We start from the raw sequence: 22060 nt of genomic DNA, 5'->3' as shown, positions 1-22060 counted from the left end.
CATGAGCGAGCAGATCATCACCGACCGGGCGCGTCGCCGCGCGACCCTGCCCGGCAGGGTCACCCGCACCCAGGTGCCAGGCAAGGACGGGCGTCTGCCCCATCGGACGAGTCCTCGCGAACGCAGGAACCTCGCGGCGATCCGTCGGGAGGACGTGCTGCGCCTCGTCGGGGCCGCCGCCGCAGCGATCGCGACGACCGCGTGGGCGGGAACGCAGGTGCTGCCGCTGCAGGGACCCCTCGCCTTCGTGCTCGTCGCCTACGCCCTCTTCCTCGCCTTCTTCCTCCTCCTCGTCAGTTTCGACGATGGCCGCGTCGCGGTCTGGGATCGGTTCGCGGCGGTCGTGATCCATTCCGCCGCGGTGGTGCTCCTGCTCGCCCTCTCCGTCGTGGTCGTGTTCACCCTGGTGCGCGGCGCCGACGCCTTCCTGAAGCCGAACTTCTGGGTCGAGGACCTCTCGCTCGCCGGGCCGCTGGATCCGCTGACCGCCGGTGGCATGGCACACGCCGCCCTCGGAACTCTCATGATGATCGGGCTGTCCCTGTCCATCGCGATCCCTCTCGGCCTGCTCTGCGCCGTGTTCCTCGCGGAGTTCCCCTCCCCGTTCGCCACCATCGTGCGCACCGTCACCGAGGCGATGACCGCGCTGCCCAGCATCGTCTGCGGGCTCTTCATCTACGCGACCTACATCCTCCTGTTCGGCTTCGACAAGTCGGGCTTCGCCGCATCGCTCGCGATCACGATCATGATCCTTCCGATCATCATCCGCTCCGCCGACGTCGTGCTCAGGCTGGTTCCGGCCACGCTGAAGGAGGCGTCGCTCGCGATGGGCGCGTCGCAGTGGCGGACGATCTGGCACGTCGTCCTGCCGACCAGCAAGTCGGGGTTGATGACCGCGATCGTGCTCGGGACCGCGCGAGGAATAGGCGAGACCAGCCCGGTGCTGCTGACCGCCGGATACACCACGTTCTTCAACGCGAACCCGTTCTCCGGACCGATGGTGTCCCTTCCCTTCGCGACCTTCACGCTCGTGAAGTCGCCGGAGCCGACCCAGATCGCTCGAGGATTCGGCGCGGCCGCCGTTCTGATGGTGCTGGTCTTCGTGCTGTTCCTGCTCGCCCGCCTGGTCGGGGGCAAGGGGGCCGGAGTGCTCTCGGCGCGCGGCCTGGCGAGGGCGCGCGCGGCGTCGGCGCGGATCGCCCGCCGATTCGACGCCGTGGACGGCTCCCCGGACGCGCCGGTCGCAGACGAGGCGTCGACGGATCGAGTTTCGAGGAGCAGACGATGAACGCCCGACCCTCCGTGCGCACCTGGCACCCTGCCCGCATCGCTGTCGCGCTCGTCGGCGTCGTGCTTCTCGTCGTCGGAGTGTTCGGCGGGCTGGCGCCGGCGCAGGCCGCGGGAAGCACATGTGCACCGTCCACGGGCGGAGTGTGCGCTCCCATCAAGGGGGAAGGATCCACCTGGTCGGCGAACGCCCTTCAGCAGTGGATCCGCAACGTCTACGCCAACTACCAGTGGACGATCACCTACTCCGAGTCCGGTTCGACCCAGGGGCGCAACTCGTTCGCCAACGGGACCGCGCACTACGGCGTCAGCGAGATCCCGTACGGCATCGCGAACAGCAACGAAGCGGATACACCGCCCAACCGTGGATTCGCGTACATGCCCATCGTCGCCGGCGGCACCGCGTTCATGTACAACCTGCAGATCGGCGGCAAGCGGGTGACCAACCTGCGTCTCTCGGGTGAGGTGCTCGCGAAGATCTTCACCGGCGAGATCACGGTGTGGAACGATCCGGCCATCCTCGCGGACAACCCGGCGTTGGCTCTCCCCGCGATCCCCATCGTCCCCGTCGTGCGCTCGGACGGGTCGGGGACGAGCGCGCAGTTCACGATCTGGATGCGCCAGCAGCACCCCGCGATCTGGGACGCGTACTGCGGCAAGGTCGGACGTCCGTTCGTGAACGGCCACTGCGGTGTGACCAGCAACTATCCGACCGTGGCAGGCAGCGGCTTCGTCTCGAAGTCCGGAGCGAACGGGGTCGCCGGGTACGTCGCGCAGGGGGCGGCGGTGGGGTCGATCACGTTCGTCGAATACTCCTACGCGCTCAACAGCGGCTTCCCCGTCGTCAAGATGCTCAACAGCGCCGGGTACTACACCGAGCCGACCGCATCCAACGTCGCCGTCGCGCTGCTGCGCGCCGTCATCAACAACGACCCGTCATCGCAGAACTACCTCACCCAGGACCTCACCAACGTGTACGCAGACACCGACCCCCGCAACTATCCGCTCTCGAGCTACTCGTACATCATCCTTCCGACCAAGGTCGAGTCCGGTTTCACCGAGGACAACGGGCGCACGCTGTCGGCGTTCACGTCGTACTTCCTGTGCGAGGGGCAGCAGCAGGCGGAGACCCTGGGGTACTCGCCGCTGCCCGTCAACCTCGTGAAGGGCGGGCAGACCCGCATCCAGCTCATCCCGGGGAGGGACCCGGCGATCACCGACTTCACCATCGCCAGCTGCAACAACCCCACTCTCGATCCGAGCGACCCGAACGGCAACGCTCTCGCGAAGGCCGCTCCGTTCCCCGCGGACTGCGACCGCAAGGGCCCCGTCCAGTGCACGACGGGAACGGGAGGGGCGAAGGGCACCGACACCGCGACGGGCGGAGCCGCTGGGGCGGGCGCGGGGCCCGCGGACGCGGGTGGCGCGGGCGAGACAGGGGAGGCGGTCGGCGAGGACGCGATCGCCACGGGCGGTGCGCTCATCCTCGCGAACGCGAGCCCGCAGTCGCTCCCCGCGAGCCGTCCCGGGCCTCTGCCCGCACTCGGGACGCTCGGCGCCGGGGCGGGAGTGCTCGCCGCAGCGATGCTGCCGCCGCTTCTGGGAAGGCGCGGCAGGCGGACGATGCTCCCCTCGACGATCGGCGCGAGCGGAGGTCGGCGATGACTCATCTCCGGGTTCCCCTTCGCGTCACCGCGCTGGCCGTCACCGCAGGCAGCGTGTTGGGCCTGTTCTACGGCGTCTCCGTCGTTCCGGGTGCCGTCGCCGCGACGGGCGAGGCGGATTCGTCGATCACCGTGGCCTGGGCGAGCGGGGAGGTCGTCGTCGGTTCGGCTGCCACCGCGACGGCGGCGGAGGTGCGGGCAGTGCAGCCGAACCACGCGGCGCTCACCAGCGACGGAAACGGGGCGGATGCTGGTTCCGGACACTGGGACGACTTCCGCGACCTCTCCGTCTCGGTCGACTCGACCACGGGGCTCGGCGACCAGTCGATCTCCGTGACCGTCTCTGGCTTCAGCTCCGGAACGGACTACCTCGGCGGCGGATCCGCGATCGGCAACTACGTGCAGGCGATGCAGTGCTGGGGCGCCGATCCGAACGCATCGGACTTCTGGCAGACGTGCCAGTTCGGCAGCCTGTCGAGGGCGGCGAACGTGCAGAACGTCGTCGGTCAGTACTCCAAGACCCGCGGCCTCGCAGACATCCCGGACGCTGTGACGGAGTCGACGTTCACCCCGTATCCGTTCCGCGCGGTCACCGGACAGGTGAGCGCCCCCGCGCTCAACGTCCAGCCGGGAGGGTCGCACGCGACCGTGTACAGCGACGGCCTCGAACCGTTCTTCACGTCGTCGAGCTCGAACGAGCTGGTGTTCCAGCCCGCGGACGCCGAGGGCAGGGCCGTCTTCGGGTTCGCGACGCAGTCCGCGGTCACGCAGCCCTATCTCGGATGCGGGGATGCGGCGGGCGCGCGCTGCTGGCTCGTCATCGTGCCTCGCGGCCAGCACTCCGGTGTGCGACCGGAGACTGCGGGGATCACGGAGATCTGCGACACCGACAACGGCCACGTCTTCGGGCAGAAGACCAGCCGTCAGGAGGGGTCGCCGGTCGCACCCGACTGCTCGTTCTTCGACGATCGGATCGTGATCCCGCTCGACTTCGATGCCACCCGCCCCGCGTGCGCGGCGGGCGCCAGAGAGAGGAGGGCGGCCGGCAGCGAGTTCATCGCCGACGCCTACTCGTCATGGCAGCAGGCTCTCTGCGCCGAGACCGGCACCGCCTACAGCCTGAACACCAACAGCGGCAACCTCACCAGGGAGCAGCTCCTCACCGGGCAGGCCAAGCTGGCCATCGTCTCCCGGAGGCTCGCCTCGGGCACCATCGGCTCGGCCGACCCCGGACTGCTCGCGGATGCCGACATCGTCTACGCCCCTCTCGCCAACACGGGTCTCGTCTTCGCCTTCACGTTCACGACGCCGACGCGTATCCACGACGAGCTGAAGCTCACGCCCCGCCTGATCGCCAAGCTGCTCACGCAGTCGTACGAGGCGGACATCCCGTTCGCGGGCAGCGGCGCCGGTGCCGCCTCGGTGAGCAGGGACAAGCTCGACAATCCCGAATCGCTCCAGCAGGATCCGGAGTGGGCGGCCCTCAAGAACCCGGGGTTCAACCAGTCCAGCCCGCAGCTCATCGTCGTGGGTCCGCAGGGTGACGACGCCATCGCCCTGCTGTGGGAGTACCTCCGCAGCGATGCGGACGCGCGGGCGTTCCTGAACGGCGAAGCCGATCCCTGGGGCATGCGGATCAACCCCTACTACCTGCCGTCCGCGAACTCTGACGCCCTCGACGGCGGCTTCGACCTGTTCGCCGACTCTCTCGACACCTTCCCCAAGGCGGATCGCAGCGTCGCTCCTGAGGCAGCCGAGGCGGAGAGCGCGTTCCTGGGTCAGACCATCGACTCGACGTCGTTCAGCCCCTACTCGGGCACTTTCGAGGCCAACGCGTCCCGTGTGGTCAGGGTCGATGCAGGACAGGCGAACCAGTGGGACAGGGACCGCGGACGCTGGTCGGCGCCCTCTCCGCCCCTCGCCAACAGCGAGCGCTTCGCGATGGGGGTCGCCACTGCGCCCGATGCCGCGGACTACAACCTGGCGTCGGCGAGCATCGCCCTTCCCGTCGCCCAGATCACGGATGCCGGCACCGTTCTCAAGGGCCGCACGTTCATCGCGCCCTCCGATGAGACGCTCGCCGCCGCGGTAGGCGGCGCGGGGTACGACCCGGTCGGCGGAGGCGCGACGGACTTCTCCGCGCTCCCCGGGGACGCCTATCCGCTCACACTGACGCTCTATGCTGCGGCGAATCGTGCGGACACCGGTCTCGACGACGCCGCCAGGGCCGACTACTCGGCGCTCCTCACCTACGCCGGCGGAGCCGGGCAGGAGCGAGGGGAGCGGCCCGGTCAGCTGCCGGAGGGATACGTCCCGCTCACTGATGCGCAGCGGGCGGCCACGGCGGATGCCGCGGCACGGATACTCACCCGCCCGCCGCAGGAGCCCGTCGAGGTTCCGCCAGGTGCCGCGGCGGCGGCGGTCGTCCCTCCGGTGTCGGCATCCGCCGACCCGACGGGCGGCGGGCAGGTCACGGCCACCGCTGCGACCGCCTCCGAGGCGACCGGCGCGTTCGCCGGGTCGATTGCGCTGGGCGGAGGGCTCGTCGCCGGTCTCGCCGGCCTCGCGTCCTCACCGTTCCTGCTGCGTCGTCGCGCGCTGGGGGGATGACGGGAACCGCGCAGCGAAGCACGAACGACAACTCCACAAGGCTTCTCAGAGGGCGAAGTGTCGCCCGCCCGAAGAGAGGGACCCCCGCCACCGGGTTAGCGCGTGGTGACGGGGGCCTATGCAACAGAGCGACACAATACCACACTGGAAAGTGAGGATCATCATGTCCATCTCTCGCAAGGCGCTCCTCGGCGCCATCGCCACCGCAACGGTGGCGGGTCTCGCATTCGGCGTCGCGCCGGCCGCCAGCGCCAACCCGGCACCGGGAACCAACCCCGTGGTCGACCTGTTCGGCTCCGACACGACCCAGGATGTGTCGAACGGCTTCGCGTCGGTCATCACGAACGGCTCCGGCCAGGCGCTCATCGCCTCGTACGACGCCACGTCGGCGGGGACCTCGGTCACGCCCGGCGAGGTCTCGCCGCTGGTGACGGTGCCCGTCGCGAACGGCTCCGGACAGGGCAAGACGCTCCTGACCGCCGCCATCAACGGCACCTCCGTCTCGCTGACCAACGGCGGCACCACCCTCACCTCGTCCGGCGCACTCAGCCGCGACGACGTCGAGGTCGCCCGGTCGTCGAGCGCGGGCACGTGGAACGCGTCCGGAACGTACGCGTACGTCCCGTTCGCCGTCGACGCCGTCACCTACGTCACCGCACCGTCGACGTCCGTGCCGAACGGCATCCCGCTGGGCACGACCGTCGGGCAGGACACCGATGGCGACGGCATCCGCGACCTGACGCTGAAGAACATCTACGGCTACGACCCGACCGCGGCGAGCGTGACCCTCGAGAACGCGGCGAACACCACGTTCGTCGTGGGCAAGCAGGGCACGGGTGCAGCGATCGTCCCGTTCAAGCCCCAGGCGGGTTCGGGCACGCTGTCGTTCTGGCAGACCGCGATCGGCGGCGCCTACGCCAGCCGTGTCGCCGACACCTACACCGACGCCTCGGGGTCGCACAGCGTGCAGGAGCACGACGGCAGCGTCACCGCCGCCGTTCCGAACGCGCTCGTGCCGTTCTCGATCGCTCAGCACATCGCGCAGAGCAAGGCGGCGACGCTGTCGACCAACTACGGAGTCACGGTCGCCGACCGCCGCCACAGCGCGGTGCTCCGCAACATCGGTTCGACCGCGCCTCTCGACGTGGACGGCAACCTGAACGCCTCGTTCCCCGTGAACCGCGTGGTGTTCAACGTCGTCGAGAACGCAGCGATCACTTCGGGCTCCGCGGTGTACAACAGCAACCTGGTCAACCTGTTCGTGGGCAGCTCGGCGAAGGTCCTCACGGCCAAGCGCCCGGGTTCGACCACCGTCTCGGTGATCAACGACTTCGGCTTCGGGACCATCCCGGCCGCAGGAGTCACCCCGCTCGACGGCAAGACCTACGTCGCCGGCACCGCCTACCGCTCGAACTGAGCCGGATCGGGACCGCATCAGCCGGATGCGGTCCCGAGGGGTGCGCCCTGCCAGGGTGCACCCCTTCCGGTCGAGCTCCATCCGCCACGAATCCGAACATCACCCGAAGGGAACCCCGTCCACATGTCTCGTCCGCACACCCGAGGTCGCCCGGCGCTCGCCGGAATCGCCGCTGCCGCAGTCGCGGGCCTCGCCGCCCCGCTCTTCCTGGCGACCGCTGCCCACGCGATCGATGCGCCCGCCGACTACACCAACCAGGTCTTCTGGAACACCCGCATCGCCACCGCCGTCGAGGCGGGGTCGGCACTCGATCTCGGCGACCTGACGGTGACGCTCAAGCCGGGCGCGACGTGGAACGATCTGCGTCCGATCGCATCCGTATCCCTGGCGCCCGGGGCATCGAGCGCACCGGCAGGCTACAACGTCCAGGGCCAGGAGCTCTTCCTCCTCGACAACGCCTACGTGGTCGCGAGCGATGCGTACCAGCGCACCGACGCCGCGGCCGCCGGGCACGGTCTCGACGGAAAGCCGCTCTCCTTCGCAGACAGCGATGCCGATCCGATCGGCGGCATCTACCAGCTTTCGGACTACGCAGAGTGGAGTGAGTCCGGGTACTTCCGGTACATCGTGACTCTCAGCTCGACGATCGACGCATCGCGCCCGCACCAGGCCGGGGTCGCGTTCTACGACGCGATCCTCAAATGGGACAAGGCGACGGGAGTCCTGAGCGTCGTCTCCGGCGACGAGGTCGTGAAGGCTGAGACCGCGCTCACCGCGGCGTCCTCCGCGGTGACCGCGACATCGGCGACCCTCAGCGCCACCGTCGCCCCTGCCGCGGCGACGGGCACCGTCACGTTCACGAGTGGGACCATCTCTCAGACGGCGACGCTCTCCGGCGGAGTCGCGACGGTATCGGTCTCGGGTCTGAGCCCCGCGACCGCCTACACCTTCTCTGCAACGTACGCGGGAGACGCCGGCCACCTCGGATCCAACGGATCCGTCGCGCTCACGACGTCCGCCGTCGCCGACTCCTCGGGTTCCGGGGTGACGGTGAGCGTTCCCGAGGCATCGACCTCCGCACCCACCGGGCTCACGATCTCGGTGAAGCCCGCGCCGGTGAGCCTGAGCGGCGCGACGAGCCGCGGTGAGGGCGAGGTCTGGACCGCCAAGGGGGCGACCGGAGAGATCACGGTGAACGACGACCGCCGCAGCGCCGACGCCGGGTGGACGCTCAACGGCCACATCTCGCCGCTCATCAGCGGTGCGAACACGATCGCCGCATCGAACCTCGGCTGGGCTCCGGTGAAGGTCTCGGGTTCCGGCACCGCCGGCCCTGCGGTGATCGCCGGATCGAGTGCCGGTCTGACGTCCGATGCGCCGCTCGCCTCGGGAGCCGGATCCGCCGAACCGAACGCCAAGACCACGGTCTCGGCGGAGCTCACCCTGGCCGTGCCCGCGACAGCGCCCGCCGGCAACTACTCCGGAACGCTCACCCTGACGCTCATCTGAACCTCGACGGTGCGGTCCCCAGCCCCCGTGGACCGCACCGTCGAGCTCACCGCGCGCCCCTTCTAGCGAAAGCACCACGTGATCGATCACCGCCTGAGCCCCTCTGCGGCTGCACCCTCATCGGATCGGGGGGCGGCGCCGCCGCATCCGCTCGCACGCCGACGGGCCGCCGCGCGGTCGCGCGGAGCGTTCCTCCTCACTGCGACCCTCATCGCGCTGTGCTCGGCTCTCGCCGTCGCGCCGCCCGCGGCGCATGCCGCCGACGATGACGCCGTCACCTGGGGAGTGCGGCCGTCGGGACCTGCCGGCCCGGACGGCCGGCTCGCCTTCGAGTATCAGGTCGCCCCCGGATCGGTCGTCACCGACTGGGTCGCCGTCACGAACGAGTCCGCCTCCGCTCAGTCGTTCCGCGTCTACGCGGCGGATGCGAAGACCGACTACGACACAGCCGCGTTCACACTCATCGGTGCAGAGCAGGCGTCGACGGATCTCGGCGCCTGGACCAGCGTCGACGAGGGTCAGGCGTCGTGCCCCGACACGGATGACGAGCCCGAGGCCGCGTGCGCGGCAGGGGTGGGGGTCACGGTGACGGTCGAGCCGGGTTCGCGCATGGACATCCCGTTCACGATCACCGTCCCGCACGATGCGCGGCCGGGCGATCATTCCGCCGGGATCGTCGCCTCCTACGCATCGACCACCGGCGGCGAGGGCACCACCGTGCGGCGCGAGAACCGCGTCGGCGCCCGCATCTATCTCCGCGTCGATGGAGCACTCTCTCCCGGGTTCGGAGTCAACGGACTCGTCACGGGGTACGACGGTGCGCTCGCGCCCTTCGCCGGCGGGATCGGCCGTGTCGGCTTCGAGGTGAGCAACCTGGGCAACACCAGGGTGTCGGCTCGACCTGTCGCCACCCTGACCGGGCCCTTCGGCGTGGCACTGGGCACGATCGAGCTGGAGCCCGTGCGCAACCTCGTTCCCGGCGGGGTGGCGCATGTGAGCGCGGAGCTGCCAGGCGTTCCACCCGCGCTTCTGCTGTTCGCGGAGGTCACCGTCACACCGATGCCCGCAGACGGCGCGGCCGCAGGGGATCCGCTCCCCGCTGCGCTGACCTCCTCCGCAGTGACCTGGGCCGTGCCCTGGAGCCTCGTCGGCGTGATCGCGCTCCTCGCCGCGGTGGTCGGCGTGATCGTCTGGCGACGTCGCCGGTCACGGGCGCTCCTCGCCGAGGAACTCGCCGACTACGCCGATCGCATCCGTGCTGAACATGACGATGCCATCGCCCGAGAGAAGGAACTGCTGTGAGCGCCCTCACCATCCCCTCGTCCCCGACACGCCACCGCCCCCGCCGGATCGATGTGCACCGGTCTCTCGTCGCTCTGCTCGGAGTCGTCCTCCTGGTCTGCAGCGCGGTCCTCTCCGCCGTGGACACGGCTCGCGCTGCGGACGAGGATCCGGCTCCCGGCACGGACGACAGCAGCGTGAGCGTCATCGTCCCCTCGACGCAGTCCGGCCTCCCGCTGCCTCCTCCCGTCTCGACGGGGGGCACGACGAAACCCGGCGGCGTCGGCGGGGGCGGTGGGGGCGGCGGGCCGGCGGGTGCGCAGAGCATCGCGACGTGCACCCCGAAAGAGCCGGCCGTGCCCACGCGTCCGGCCTCGAGCGGGGAAGCCGCGGAGCTCGACAGGACCGTGTACCTCGACGGCGACACGATCGTGGCCACGGCATCCGGTTTCGGCGCCGGAGAGCAGGTGCAGGTCGTGCTGTTCGATGATCCCGCGATCGTGGGCTCGCTCGCAGCCGACGACTCCGGCACGGTGCGCGCGGAGGTCGCCCTTCCGAAGGACCCGCTGCCGGGGACGCGCACGCTGCAGTTCACGGGCTGGTGCGAACAGATCGCGCTCGCCGACGTCTTGATCGGACGAGGAGGCTCGCTCGCCGACACCGGGCTGCAGGGTGCGCCCGTGTGGCTCTGGTGGGTGCTGGGCGCGGTGATCCTGATCGCGCTTCTCGTGGCCGGCCTGCGCCTCGTGCGCGTCTTGAGAGCACCGGAGACCGGAGGCCGGTCGGCATGAGCATCGAGACCGCCGACCTCCCGGACACTCGCAGTGACGGCGCCTCAGAGCATGACGGGATCGCGTCGTCTTCGGGCGAGCGCACAGACACGTCAGCGCAGTCCGACACGACGGCGCCACCGGCGCGGCGCAAGCCCGCTCGGTCTCCGGCTTCGAAGCGGGGTGGCGACGAACAGGCCGTCCCCACCCGTCGCCCGCGGCGGCTGCAGGGATGGCCCGGCCGTGGTGCCCCCGGTGGCCCGGGGAGGCGCAGGAGAGGCCTGGCTGCACCGGAACCGCGACGACTCGCTCCCCGGGACGGACGATGGTGGGCGGGCGCCGCGATCCTGATCGTGTCGCTGCTTCTGCTCAGCTTCGTCACACACGCCGTTCTGCTCTCCGGAGCGCAGCATCACCGAGCGCAGACGCTGGCGTACGCAGAACTCCGCAGCGCACTCGCGAAAGCGGAGGTCCCGGTCGGGCAGCTCGAGAGCGAAGATCGACTCGTGCCCGCGGGGACGCCGGTCGCCCTGATCGAGTCCTCGGCGATCGGGCTCAGCGAGGTCGTGATGGAGAGCACGACCTCGGAGGTCATGAGGACCGGGCCGGGGCACAGACGCGACTCGGTGATGCCCGGGCAGGCGGGCACGAGTGTGATCCTCGGTCGCCAGAGCACCTACGGAGGGCCGTTCGCGCAGATCAATCGGCTGGCGCCGGGCGACGACATCGTCATCACCACCGGGCAGGGGACGCACACCTATCGGGTCATCGGTCTGCGGCGGGCGGGGGATCCGACTCCGGAGCCCGTGCGCCGGGGGGAGGGGCGGCTCGAACTGCAGACCGCTGACGGGCTGGCGCTGTTCCCATCGGGTGTGCTGTACGTGGACGCCGAACTGATCAGCCCCGTTCAGGAGACGCCGTCACGCGTGCTCGCCTACCCCGCCCTTCCGCCGGAGGAACGCGCCATGGGACAGAACACCGCCGTGTGGTTCGTCGCGTTCTTCCTCTTCGTCTTCTTCGTCGGGGCCGCGATCGGGGTCGTGTGGCTCTGGCGCAACTGGGGACGAAGACACGCCTGGCTCATCGCGGTGCCGGTCCTGCTTCTGCTCGGCGTCGGGGTCGCCGACGCGGTGATGAACGCTCTGCCCAACCTGCTCTGATCGCCTCAAGCCGCCTTCGGCGCGCTTCGACTGCAAGGAAACACTCCCATGACGACAACCCGAGAGACCATGAACGACGATGCGGATGTCGTCCGCCCGCCGATCGATTCCGCATCGGGTCGGCCCGACGATGTCACGGAGGTACTGCCTGCGATCGGTGCTCTCGCGCCGCCGCTGGGTCTCACCACGGCTCCGATGTCCGCACCCCTCGTGCCCGGCGAGCTCCCGGCGGCGGCGAGCGACGATGTGACCGAGCGCCTTCCCCACACCTCTGTCGCGACCGCGTCGAGGAGCGAACCGCTGTCCGTTCTCGAGGCGCGAGGCATCTCCGCGTGGTTCGGGGGTCACAAGGTGCTGGAAGAGGTCTCGCTGACCATGCAGGCGGGAAAGGTGACGGCTCTGATCGGTCCGTCGGGCTGCGGAAAGTCCACTTTCCTCCGCATCCTCAACAGGATGCATGAGCTCGTCCCGTCGGCGTCCCTCGCCGGGGAGGTGCTGCTCGACGGGGACGACATCTACGACAGGGACAAGAAGCTGCAGGATGCGCGGCGGCACATCGGCATGGTCTTCCAGAAGCCGAATCCGTTCCCGGCCATGTCCATCTACGACAACGTCGTGTCGGGACTCAAACTCACCGGGGTGCGCGCATCGCGGAGCGACAAGGACGGTCTCGTCGAACGCTCGCTGACCGCCGCGGGTCTGTGGAAAGAGGTGAAGGATCGGCTGAAGCAGCCGGGCGGGGGTCTGTCCGGTGGTCAGCAGCAGCGCCTCTGCATCGCCCGGTCGCTCGCCGTCAGGCCGAAGGTCCTCCTCATGGACGAGCCGTGCTCCGCGCTCGATCCGACGTCGACGAGGGTGATCGAGGAGACGATGACCGAGTTGCAGAAAGAGGTCACGATCGTCATCGTGACCCACAACATGCAACAGGCCCAGCGGGTGTCCCAGCACACCGCGTTCTTCCTGGCCTCGCTGGGCACTCCGGGGGCGATCGTCGAGCACGGCGACACGGATGCGATGTTCTCGGAGCCTCAGGACGAGAGGACCTGGGACTACGTGAACGGCCGATTCGGATGAGAGCGCACGTGCGCTCCCGCCACTGGGCGGCGTTCACCGACGGCGAGCTCGAGGATCTCTTCCCCGAGGGGCTCGCCTGGTCGGATCGGACGGAGTCGCCGCCGGCGCGGGGCGTGGGGCTCTTCATCGCCATGGGGACGGCGACAGCGGTCGTCGCCGGTGCCGTCGTGATGCTGGCCGGTTGAGGAGGGACTCTCCCGTGACAGGGGCAGCGGGCGAGACGGCGGCCCTCATCGGGGGCCGCTACCGTCTGAGGGAGCTTCTCGGCGTCGGTGGCTCTGCCGCCGTCTACGCCGCCGACGACACGGTGATCGGCGGCAGGTTCGCGGTGAAGCTGTTGCATCCGCACCTCTGCGCGGACGCAGCGCACCGGCAGGCCTTCCTCGCCGAGGCGATGAAGGTGCAGCGGATTCAGCATCCGAATGTGGTCGGCGTGCACGGTTCGGGTCTGCACGACGCGGCTGGCGTGCTCACGCCCTGGATCGCGTTCGACCTGCTCACCGGCCCCACCCTGCAGGAGCGCGTCACCGCGCACGGGTCGCTCGACGCCGCAGAGGCGTCGGCCGTGCTGGCGGGCGTGCTCGCCGGCCTCTCCGCCGCGCACCGGAGCGATCTGATCCACCGCGATCTCAGCCCGCAGAACATCATTCTCGAGTCGGTGCCGCCCTCGCCGACCGCCGCCATCACCTCCGACATGGTGCGCATCGTGGACTTCGGACTCGCCGATGCGACCGGGCGGAGCACCGTCGGCGGCGATGTCCTCCTCTCCGGACTCGACGGAGACGCCGACGACGTCGGCATCATCGGCAGCGTGCAGTACATGTCGCCGGAGCAGGCGCTCGGAAAGCCGGTCCGCGCGGCGAGCGATCTGTATCAGGCCGGCGCGATCCTGAGCTTCGTGTTGACGGGCAGAGTCCCGTTCCTCCGGCGGAGCGCTCGCGAGACGATGATGGCGCATGTCGTCGCGCCCCCTCCGGTGCCGTCGGCGCTCGCCGCGACCACAGCCGCGCTCGACAGGGTCGTGGCGAAGGCGATGGCGAAGACGCCCGCGCACCGCTATCGGAGCGCCGACGACTTCCGTCTCGCGCTGGACGCGGCGGTCGAGTCCTCTCGTGTTCCGCGCGTCGCTGACCCGAGTCCGATCGGCGACCGCGCTCGGACAGCGGACGACGTCGACGACGTGGAGACGCTGGCATCGACGCTGCGGTATCCGCAGGGCGCGGCGCCGTCGAACCTTCTATCGTCATGGTCGGACTCGAGCGCGGACCCCGACGACGCGGAGGCGAGACCGGCGGCCCAGCGTTTCGCAGTGACCGTCGGCGCCTTCGTCGCCGTGGTGCTCGTGGCGCTCGCGGCGTGGGGTGTCCTCGCGGCCAGCGGGTCGACGACATCGACACCCACCATCGCTCCGCTGTCGTCCGCCGCGCCGTCGGCGCCGGTGACCGCTCAGGAGTCCCCTGCGCTCCCTGCGGCCCCGACCCCGCAGCAGGTCGAGACCCTGACGGTCGAGGTTCCCGTGCTGAACGGGACGCTCGCAGACGTCGATGCGACGCTGCGGGCGGTCGGACTGCAGCTCGGACCCGTCGACCGCGTGGATGCGCCCGCAGCCGCCGAGACGGTGATCGCCCAGCAGATCGCCTCAGGGGTGCGGGTGGCGCCGGGAAGCGCGATCGGCGTCGCGGTCGCGTCGGGATACAACACCGTGCCCGCCGTCGGAGGGTTGACGGTCAGCTCCGCGACTCTCGCGCTGCAGGGGGCGGGTTTCGTCGTCGCCCCCGTTCCCTCGGATGCGCCGGCCGGTGCTGTCGTCATCGACAGCACCCCCGCCGTCGGAAGCTCAGCTCGCGTCGGAACCGCGGTCGTCCTCCGGGTGTCCGGCGGCCCGACTCCCGAACCGAGCGCGACGCCGGCTCCAGGCGGGTGATGCCGCGGTGGACGGATGCCACAGCGGTGGAGTGGTCGGCAAGACCGTCTGTTCCCCGGCCGATTTCTCTGAAGAAGGAACGCGCTGCGCTGCGAGCGGTGAGGGGGTACCGGCAGTACCGGGTTCCCCGGTGACTCCCGCGCGCACGGGGGCGGTGATGGAATGAGTGTCGAGTCGACGCGGAGTGCCGCGCGACGCGAACCGACCGGAAGGACTCGCGATCATGATCGACCTCACACTCAACAACGGTGTCGTGCTCCCCGCGCTCGGGCTCGGCGTGTTCCAGAGCCCGCCGGAGGAGACGGCGGCGGCCGTCGACACCGCCCTGCGCGCGGGCTACCGCCACATCGACACGGCGGCCGCGTACCGCAACGAGCGGCAGGTCGGGGAAGGGCTGCGCCGCTCCGGCATCCCTCGGGATGAGGTGTTCCTCGAGACGAAGGTGTGGGTCAGCGACTACGGCTACGAGCAGACGCTGCACGCGTTCGAGAAGGCCGTCGGCAAGCTGCAGGTGGAGACGCTGGATCTGCTCCTGCTGCACCAGCCGGCGCCGACGCGATTCGAGGCCACCGTCGCGGCGTACCGGGCGTTGGAGACTCTGCTCGCGGAGGGGAGGGTCCGTGCGATCGGCGTCAGCAACTTCATGCCGAACCACCTCGACCGCCTGCTCGCAGAGACGGACGTGGTTCCTGCCGTCAACCAGGTCGAGGTGCACCCCTACTTCACCCAGCCCGAGGTCCAGGCTGCGAACGCGGCCCACGGCATCGTCACCCAGGCGTGGTCGCCCATCGGCGGCATCACGTTCTACCCGGGGTGGGGAGACGGCAAGCGCAGCGTGATCGAGGACCCCACGATCGGCGAGATCGCCGCCGCGCACGACAAGAGCCCGGCGCAGATCATGCTCCGCTGGGGCATCGAGCAGGGGCGGTCGGTCATCCCGAAGTCGGTCAACCCCGCCCGGATCGCCGAGAACCTCGACGTCTTCGACTTCGCGCTGACGGGGGAGGAGCTCGCCCGCATCGATGCGCTCGACACGGGCGTCCGCGGCGGCCCTGACCCCGATCAGCCCCGCGATGCGTTCTTCGACGTGGTCATCGACGAAGCCTGATCGCACGACATCGAGCGTCCGGGAGCTGCGCGGACGAGACCGACCTCATCGACGCTGCTCGGAGACGATGCCGGGGAGGATGAGAGCGAGCCATCGCTGACGGACCTGGGCGGGCTGATCCGAGGGGGCCGTCGACATGAGCAGGTAGATGTCTTCGAGTGTGATCCCGGCCCGTATGTCGCCGGCGGCCTGTCCGAGGCGTATCAACTCGGCCAGCGCCTCGCTCGCCCGGGACTCATCGGGTCTGCCGCCATCGCCATCCAGACCGAGGCCGTGCGCCGCTGCCTTCACGGCGTGGTGGTCGGCGGTCGACTCGGCGGCGCGAGCGAGGAATCCCACGACCTCGTCGGCAGCGTGGGATTCTGCGGCTTGGGCGCGGGCGAGCGAGGCCTGTGCGTCGTCGGCGATCACGGCGACGTGCTCTGAGATCACGGCCTCGACGAGGTCGGTCTTCGTCGGGAAGTGCCGATAGAGCGTGCCCACGGCGACGCCGGCGGCCCGGGCGATCTCGTCCATTCCGACGTCGGGCCCCCGAGCAGTGATCTGCGCATTGGCGGCATCGAGGATCTTTCGGCGGTTCCGGATCGCGTCTGCCCGCATGGGCCTGCCGTCTGACATGGAACACCCTCGGCTGTGAAGCGAGAGTCGCTCTCTCGCTTGACTTAAAATGAACGTAGGTTCATGATGTTGATGAACCTACATTCACTTTATCTCGGGAGAGACGCAATGACCAAGAAAGTCGCCCTCGTCACCGGGGCATCCTCAGGAATCGGCGAGGCCACTGCCCGGGAGCTGCACCGCAGGGGCTTCACCGTATACGGCGCTGCACGCCGCGCGGATCGTCTTCAGAGGCTGACGGGCGACGGCATCCGTGCTGTGGCGATGGACGTCACCGACGACGATTCGATGAGGTCGGGGATCGCCGAGATCCTCGCTGACTCCGGTCGGATCGACGTGCTCGTCAACAACGCGGGATACGGCTCCTATGGCGCTCTGGAGGATGTCGACATCGATGAAGGGCGCAGGCAGTTCGAGGTGAACGTGTTCGGCGCCATACGGCTCGCCCAGCTCGTTCTGCCGCACATGCGCGAGCGACGGTCGGGCACGATCGTGAACATCACTTCCATGGGCGGCAAGCTGCACACCCCGCTCGGAGGGTGGTACCACGGCACGAAGTTCGCGCTCGAGGCGCTCAGCGACTGCTTGCGTCTGGAGGTCACCCCTTTCGGGATCGACGTGGTCGTGATCGAGCCGGGCGGTATCGCCACCGAGTGGGGCGGTATCGCCGCCGAGCATCTCGAGGAGACTTCTGGAGGCGGAGCTTACAAAGCCCAGGCCGCCGCCATCGCGGCGTCCTTGCGTTCCGAGGCCAACGCGAATCGCAACTCCCCTCCTTCGGTGATCGCCGACGCGATCGGCAGGGCCGTCACCGCGAAGCGTCCCCGAACCCGCTACGCCGTCGGGTTCGGGGCGAAGCCGCTGATCGCGGCGAGGGTCTTGCTCTCGGATCGTCAGTTCGACACCGTGATCAGCCGGGCCACGGGACTCCCCCGCGAGTGACGTCGTTGCCGTCCTCGAGTGAACTGCGCCATCGTGCGGAGTCGCAGCTCACTCGGGAATGCTGTCCTACCCGTGCGCGAGGACCTGCAGCCCGATCACGGCCAGGCCCAGTGCTGCCTCCGCGCCCAGCGCGACCAGCCGCTGATACCAGGTGAGCGGGATGCGGCGCACGGCGATCCAGCCGATCACGACGAGCGACGCGACGAGGGCGAACGTGCCCGCGCGCAGCGCAGCCTCTGCGCTCCAGACCCCGAGCCCGGCGAAGCCGAGGAAGACGAACGGCAGGGCGACCGAGCTGAGCGCTCCGAAGCTGGAGCCGAGGGCGTGACCGAGCTCCTGCCGGGTGAAGAACCTGCCGTGCACGACGATGTGGGAGACGGCATCCGCGGTGAACACGGCGAGCAGCGTGCCGAGAACGGTGACGATCAGGGTGGTGGCGGCCTCGCCGGCGGTGACGTGGCCATGACTCGACAGCGCGAGAACGACGGCGAGCGCGGCGAAGGTGAGGTAGATCCGCTCCTTCAGATGGGCGGCACGAGCGGCGCGTTCGGTCTCGTCGATCTCTTCCACCCTGCGTCTCCCGCTCCGTGCGCGCGTTGCCCTGAGCGCGGGCGGCGGCGAACCGCTCCGCGCGATTCCGCGATCATCTCATGAGCCGGGTTCTCTTCCCGCACACCGTCAGATTCGCAGTCCGTTCTCGTTGTGTTCAGTGGGGGGCGTCGACGAGTCGGGGCGGTCGCGCAGCGAGGGGGTCTCGGCGGCCGCGCCGACTCGTTCCGAGGGCGCGGACACAATCCGACCAGGATGCGGTGATCAGCGCATCCGCATCGTAGTGTCGGCGTTATCGGGACGGCGCGTCATCGTCCCGTCGCGTGCCGTGCCCGACGGCGCGCGAAACGGGGGTGCAGCAGGGGAGAGGAAATGACGGACGGACCAGCGCCCGCTGATCGGCGTGCCCTCGACGACGCGCGCGCCCGCGCGGCGAACGAGGGAGACCGCGGTGCCGCGGGAGAGTACCTCGCCGACAATCTGCCGCACCTGCTGTACATGGCCCGATGGATCGCGAACGGCGTCATCGACCACGAGGATCTGGCGTCCGAGGCGATCACCGCGCTGCTGGGCGTGTGGGCCCAGGGCACGGGCCCGACGACGAACCCGAACACGTACGTCGCCCGCTCGATGCGCAATCGGGTGATCGACGAGTACCGCTCGCCGCGATCCCGTGTGCGCGGAGTCATCGACGCGGATGCCGAGATGACGCCCCACGTCGATTCGACCAGGGATGCCGACCTGCACCGCGAGTACCGCTACGTCACGTCTGCGCTTCGTTCCCTTCCGACCGACCAGCAGCAGGTGCTCGTCGGGGTCGTCATCGACGGCCGCAAGCCGGCGGAGCTCGAAGCCGAGCTGGGCAGGCCGGCGTCGGCGATCTACTCGCTCGTGCGGCGGGCGAAGGTGGGGCTGCGCAGGGCGACGCTGCGGGAGATCCTGGAGGACGGCGCCCCTGAGGAGTGCAGACGGGCAGCCCGACGGCTCCCCGAGACGGTGACCGAACTCGTCGACGACGCGCCGGACTCGCGTGGGATGTCGCACATCCGCACCTGCGCCCGGTGTCGCGCCGCATGGGCGCGGTTCGGTGCGTTGACGACGCTCTTCGGCGTGATCCCGCTCTTCGTCGTGGGGAGCGTGCTGGATGCTCCGAGCCCTGCCCAGGCCGACGAGGGGCGCGGTCCCGACGCCAGGAGAGCGCCCGATGCGCCGAGCGCGCGCCGAACGCCCCGCACGCCGAGCGCCGTGTCGGGAGCGGTGGCCCGATGGTGGTCTCGGGTGCCCGCGTCGACCTCCCGTGCCCTCGCCATCCTGTCGATCGTCACCGGAGTCGGGCTTCTCGTGCTCGCCGGAGTGCAGCAGTTCCTTCCGGCCGGGGCTGATCCGAGGGGGAGCTTCAGCGTGACCTCGCACGCGGTCGGGGAGGGGCGTGCGGAGATCGACGTCGCGCTGGATCTGGAGGCAGCGGAGGACGTCCGGCTGGTTCTGATCCTGCCCGCCGGGATGGCCGTCGTGGAGGTTCCGGAGGGGTGGGACTGCACCACGGGCCCGGCCGGGGCCGTGTGTCTGGCCGACGGCGGCGGTGACGGGCGGTTCGTCCTCTCCGACACCCGCCCTGATGACGAGGGTCGGTACTCGCTCTCGCTATCGGGTCGGATGGACGATCGTGACGTGACGGGTCGCGCGCAGGGGGAACTGCGCTCGACCCCGCAGACGGTGAGGGCCTTCGTCGGCTGACGCCGTCAGATTCTCGCCGCTGCCTCGTTAACCCAGGAGAGGGTGCGCTCCGTCAGACGGGTGCGCCCTGTCGGAGGGCGAACGCGCTCCGATATACCGATCCGCGGTATTCGCGTAATGAATCGCCCGAGCGAGCATCTCTCTCCTCGGGCGCATTGCGGGGATGCCGCCGGAAGAACGCTGGGGAGCATTCATGTCTGAACGAAATCGTGCGCCGTTTCGGCGCCTGCTGGGCACGGGAGCGACGGTGGGAGCGGTCCTCGCGATCACCGCATCGGGCATCGGCTGGGCGGCGCCGACTCCTGACGCAGGTCCTGTCTCCGGAGGGACGACCGTCCTCATCGACTGCGTCGAGGTGTCGCCGATCGACATGTTCGCCGCCGGCGGCATGAACGCGATGATCGTCACGAAGGACGACAGGGTCCTGACCTGGGGCGCGTGGCAGTACGGCTCCAACGGCAACGGCGGTGGCTCGGGTCCTGCGCAGATCTCGCAGGGTGCGATTCCCGCGGATGCCGACATCATCGATGCCGACTACGACCAGTACGCGGGATATGTTCTCACCGCTGACGGTGGGATCTACGCCTGGGGTATGAACTCATCGGGCCAGTTGGGAATCGGCGGATTCAACCCTTGGGAGTCGGCCACGCCGGTCAAGACGCTCCAGGGCCAGATCCCTGCAGGCGTCAAGCCGATCTCCATCGCCGCGGGTTCCGGTCGGGCAGCAGTGCTCGCCGACAACGGCTGGGTCTACAGCTGGGGCGAGCCCTCGAACGGCGAGGGGACGAACAGCTGGCGTCCTGAGCCGGTGGCTCTCGCACAGGGCCAGATCCCCGCCGGCGTCACCATCACGCAGATCGCGAACGGCAACGGCAACGCCTACGCTCTCGGCAGCGACGGCTGGGTCTACTCGTGGGGCGGCAGCTTCATGGGCGGCAACGGCGACGGAAACGTCGGCGGTCCAGACCGGCTCTCGCCGGTGAAGCTCGCGCAGGGTGCCGTCCCCACGGGGGTCACGTTCACCCAGGTCGCGGCAGGATCGTACGTCGGCTACGCGCTCGGCACCGACGGCAAGATCTACTCGTGGGGCAACAACGGCAACGGCTCGCTCGGCATCGGCGACCCCGCCGCGCCTGCGTCGGGCGTGCCCGTAGCGGTCGCGCAGGGCGAGATGCCCGCGGGGATCGGCATCACGAAGATCGTCGCCAGCGAATTCCACACTCTCGTCCTCGCCGACGACGGCAGCATGTACAGCTGGGGGTCCAACCCCGACGGGCAGCTCGGCAACAACACGACGACCAACGCGGCCGCCCCGGCGAAGGTCGACACGAGCGACATCCCCGCTGGAGTCACGATCACGGACATCGAGGTCGGACTGCAGGCGTCGTTCGGGCTGGGCTCAGACGGGCGGCTCTACAGCTGGGGCGGCATGCGGCCCGACTGGGGTGGTATCTCGGGCCCGGCGCAGCTGGGCAGCTACGCCTCCGAGGGGCGCATGCGGCCGGGACTGGCGCTGAGCTTCGGAGTGACCGAGGTCACCTTCGACGGGATCCCCGGAACGGACCTCGACGCATCGGGCTGCCCGATCAGCGTCGTGACCCCGCCGCACGTGCACGGGCCGGTCGACGTCGTCGTGAACACGGGTCTGATCTCCGGCACGATCTCGACTCCGTACCAGACATCGACCGTCTATCCCGGCGGCTTCACCTACCTCGAGCCGCCCGTGATCGTCACTCCGACGCTGCCCGATGGAACCGTCGGCACCGGCTACACGGCCACGGTCGAGGCGACGGGCCCCGGTCCGATCACCTTCGCCGTATCCGCGGGGGCTCTGCCGCCGGGGATCGTGTTCGACGGAGCGACCGGGGCGCTCAGCGGAACCCCGACGGCGGCCGGCACCTACACGTTCACCGTGACCGCGACGAACCAGTACGGCACCGACACCCAGGAGTACACGATCGTGATCGTCGACCGGACGGTGCAGCCGACGCCCAGCCCGACGCCGACCGATCCGTCTGATGGCGGGTCCGGAGGCACGGGCGGAGGCAGCGGGGCCGGTGGCGGCTCGCACGGGGGCAGCGCCTCGCTGGCGATCACCGGAGGCACCGCGTCCTTCGCGATCGTCGCGGCGGCGGTGGGCAGCATCCTCACGCTCGCGGGCGGGGTGTACCTGATCGGGTCGCGTCGCCGACGCGCATCCTGAGAAATCTGCGCGGGGACCGACAGATTCTCTCCGGACATCCGTTGGTACTCATAGCCCGTCTCCCCGGGCTGACCGTGACCTCCCCGTCACGCGGTGCACAGCACCTCCCCTGAAGGGTGGCACTCCCCACGTGCCCCCTTCAACACCTCCCCGAGGGGCGGCGCTCTCCCCGAGCGCCGCCCCTCTTCTCTTCTCCGGGCCGCGTTC

Annotated in this window: 17 protein-coding genes; 15 read left to right on the top strand and 2 right to left on the bottom strand. The window is 69.8% G+C overall.

Features of this window, described 5'->3' with window-relative positions; all coding sequences use genetic code 11:
• Nucleotide 1 precedes the first annotated feature (1 nt).
• The 12 genes from pstA to ACFVRO_RS00615 all read left to right on the top strand — a co-directional run bounded on the left by pstA (nucleotide 2) and on the right by ACFVRO_RS00615 (nucleotide 15804).
• Nucleotides 2-1288: a phosphate ABC transporter permease PstA gene (gene pstA / locus ACFVRO_RS00670; protein ID WP_386948147.1), complete on the top strand. Its 1287-nt coding sequence runs from the start codon at nucleotides 2-4 to the stop codon at nucleotides 1286-1288.
• Nucleotides 1285-2952, top strand: coding sequence for a phosphate ABC transporter substrate-binding protein PstS (locus tag ACFVRO_RS00665; RefSeq protein WP_386948145.1), 1668 nt, complete (start codon nucleotides 1285-1287; stop codon nucleotides 2950-2952). The genes pstA and ACFVRO_RS00665 overlap by 4 nt, the downstream gene beginning before the upstream one ends.
• Complete coding sequence (locus tag ACFVRO_RS00660; protein ID WP_386948143.1) at nucleotides 2949-5561, top strand: hypothetical protein; 2613 nt, start codon at nucleotides 2949-2951, stop codon at nucleotides 5559-5561. The genes ACFVRO_RS00665 and ACFVRO_RS00660 overlap by 4 nt, the downstream gene beginning before the upstream one ends.
• A gap of 163 nt (nucleotides 5562-5724) precedes the next feature.
• Nucleotides 5725-6978, top strand: a complete 1254-nt coding sequence (locus tag ACFVRO_RS00655) for a hypothetical protein (protein WP_386948141.1) — start codon at nucleotides 5725-5727, stop codon at nucleotides 6976-6978.
• Nucleotides 6979-7101: 123 nt separating this feature from the next.
• Nucleotides 7102-8487: a hypothetical protein gene (locus tag ACFVRO_RS00650; RefSeq protein WP_386948139.1), complete on the top strand. Its 1386-nt coding sequence runs from the start codon at nucleotides 7102-7104 to the stop codon at nucleotides 8485-8487.
• A gap of 78 nt (nucleotides 8488-8565) precedes the next feature.
• Nucleotides 8566-9789, top strand: a complete 1224-nt coding sequence (locus ACFVRO_RS00645) for a hypothetical protein (protein ID WP_386948136.1) — start codon at nucleotides 8566-8568, stop codon at nucleotides 9787-9789.
• Nucleotides 9786-10559, top strand: a complete 774-nt coding sequence (locus tag ACFVRO_RS00640; protein WP_386948133.1) for a hypothetical protein — start codon at nucleotides 9786-9788, stop codon at nucleotides 10557-10559. The genes ACFVRO_RS00645 and ACFVRO_RS00640 overlap by 4 nt, the downstream gene beginning before the upstream one ends.
• Nucleotides 10560-10891: 332 nt before the next feature.
• Entirely contained in the window at nucleotides 10892-11698 is an 807-nt protein-coding gene (locus ACFVRO_RS00635) for a sortase (RefSeq protein ID WP_386948131.1), read from the top strand.
• A 300-nt stretch (nucleotides 11699-11998) separates the two neighbouring features.
• Entirely contained in the window at nucleotides 11999-12772 is a 774-nt protein-coding gene (gene pstB / locus ACFVRO_RS00630) for a phosphate ABC transporter ATP-binding protein PstB (protein WP_386951567.1), read from the top strand.
• Nucleotides 12773-12780: 8 nt separating this feature from the next.
• A complete protein-coding gene (locus ACFVRO_RS00625) occupies nucleotides 12781-12957 on the top strand; it encodes a hypothetical protein (RefSeq protein WP_386948128.1) in 177 nt (58 codons plus the stop codon).
• A gap of 14 nt (nucleotides 12958-12971) precedes the next feature.
• Nucleotides 12972-14696, top strand: coding sequence for a protein kinase (locus ACFVRO_RS00620; RefSeq protein WP_386948126.1), 1725 nt, complete (start codon nucleotides 12972-12974; stop codon nucleotides 14694-14696).
• A 223-nt stretch (nucleotides 14697-14919) separates the two neighbouring features.
• Nucleotides 14920-15804 (top strand): aldo/keto reductase, encoded by an 885-nt coding sequence (locus ACFVRO_RS00615; RefSeq protein ID WP_386948124.1) that lies wholly within the window; start codon nucleotides 14920-14922, stop codon nucleotides 15802-15804.
• A 45-nt stretch (nucleotides 15805-15849) separates the two neighbouring features.
• Here the strand turns inward: ACFVRO_RS00615 and ACFVRO_RS00610 are convergent, their stop codons facing one another.
• Nucleotides 15850-16422 (bottom strand): TetR/AcrR family transcriptional regulator, encoded by a 573-nt coding sequence (locus ACFVRO_RS00610; protein WP_386948122.1) that lies wholly within the window; start codon nucleotides 16420-16422, stop codon nucleotides 15850-15852.
• Nucleotides 16423-16530: 108 nt separating this feature from the next.
• Between ACFVRO_RS00610 and ACFVRO_RS00605 the strand changes: the two genes are divergently transcribed.
• Complete coding sequence (locus ACFVRO_RS00605) at nucleotides 16531-17364, top strand: oxidoreductase (protein WP_386948119.1); 834 nt, start codon at nucleotides 16531-16533, stop codon at nucleotides 17362-17364.
• A 66-nt stretch (nucleotides 17365-17430) separates the two neighbouring features.
• Here ACFVRO_RS00605 and ACFVRO_RS00600 read toward each other — a convergent pair whose 3' ends face one another.
• The gene (locus tag ACFVRO_RS00600; RefSeq protein ID WP_386948116.1) at nucleotides 17431-17934 is read right to left on the bottom strand and encodes a hypothetical protein; all 504 of its coding nucleotides are present in this window, start codon (nucleotides 17932-17934) and stop codon (nucleotides 17431-17433) included.
• 351 nt (nucleotides 17935-18285) lie between these two features.
• Between ACFVRO_RS00600 and ACFVRO_RS00595 the strand changes: the two genes are divergently transcribed.
• Together ACFVRO_RS00595 and ACFVRO_RS00590 are read left to right on the top strand one after the other, a co-directional pair.
• On the top strand, nucleotides 18286-19650 hold the full coding sequence (locus tag ACFVRO_RS00595; protein WP_386948113.1) for an RNA polymerase sigma factor: 1365 nt from the start codon (nucleotides 18286-18288) through the stop codon (nucleotides 19648-19650).
• Nucleotides 19651-19843: 193 nt separating this feature from the next.
• Nucleotides 19844-21853 (top strand): putative Ig domain-containing protein, encoded by a 2010-nt coding sequence (locus tag ACFVRO_RS00590; RefSeq protein ID WP_386948110.1) that lies wholly within the window; start codon nucleotides 19844-19846, stop codon nucleotides 21851-21853.
• The last annotated feature ends 207 nt before the right edge of the window (nucleotides 21854-22060 follow it).

This window comes from Microbacterium sp. NPDC057944, from assembly GCF_042887445.1.
In the GTDB taxonomy this organism is placed as follows: domain Bacteria; phylum Actinomycetota; class Actinomycetes; order Actinomycetales; family Microbacteriaceae; genus Microbacterium; species Microbacterium natoriense.
This window is presented reverse-complemented; position numbering and strand designations above follow the sequence as displayed.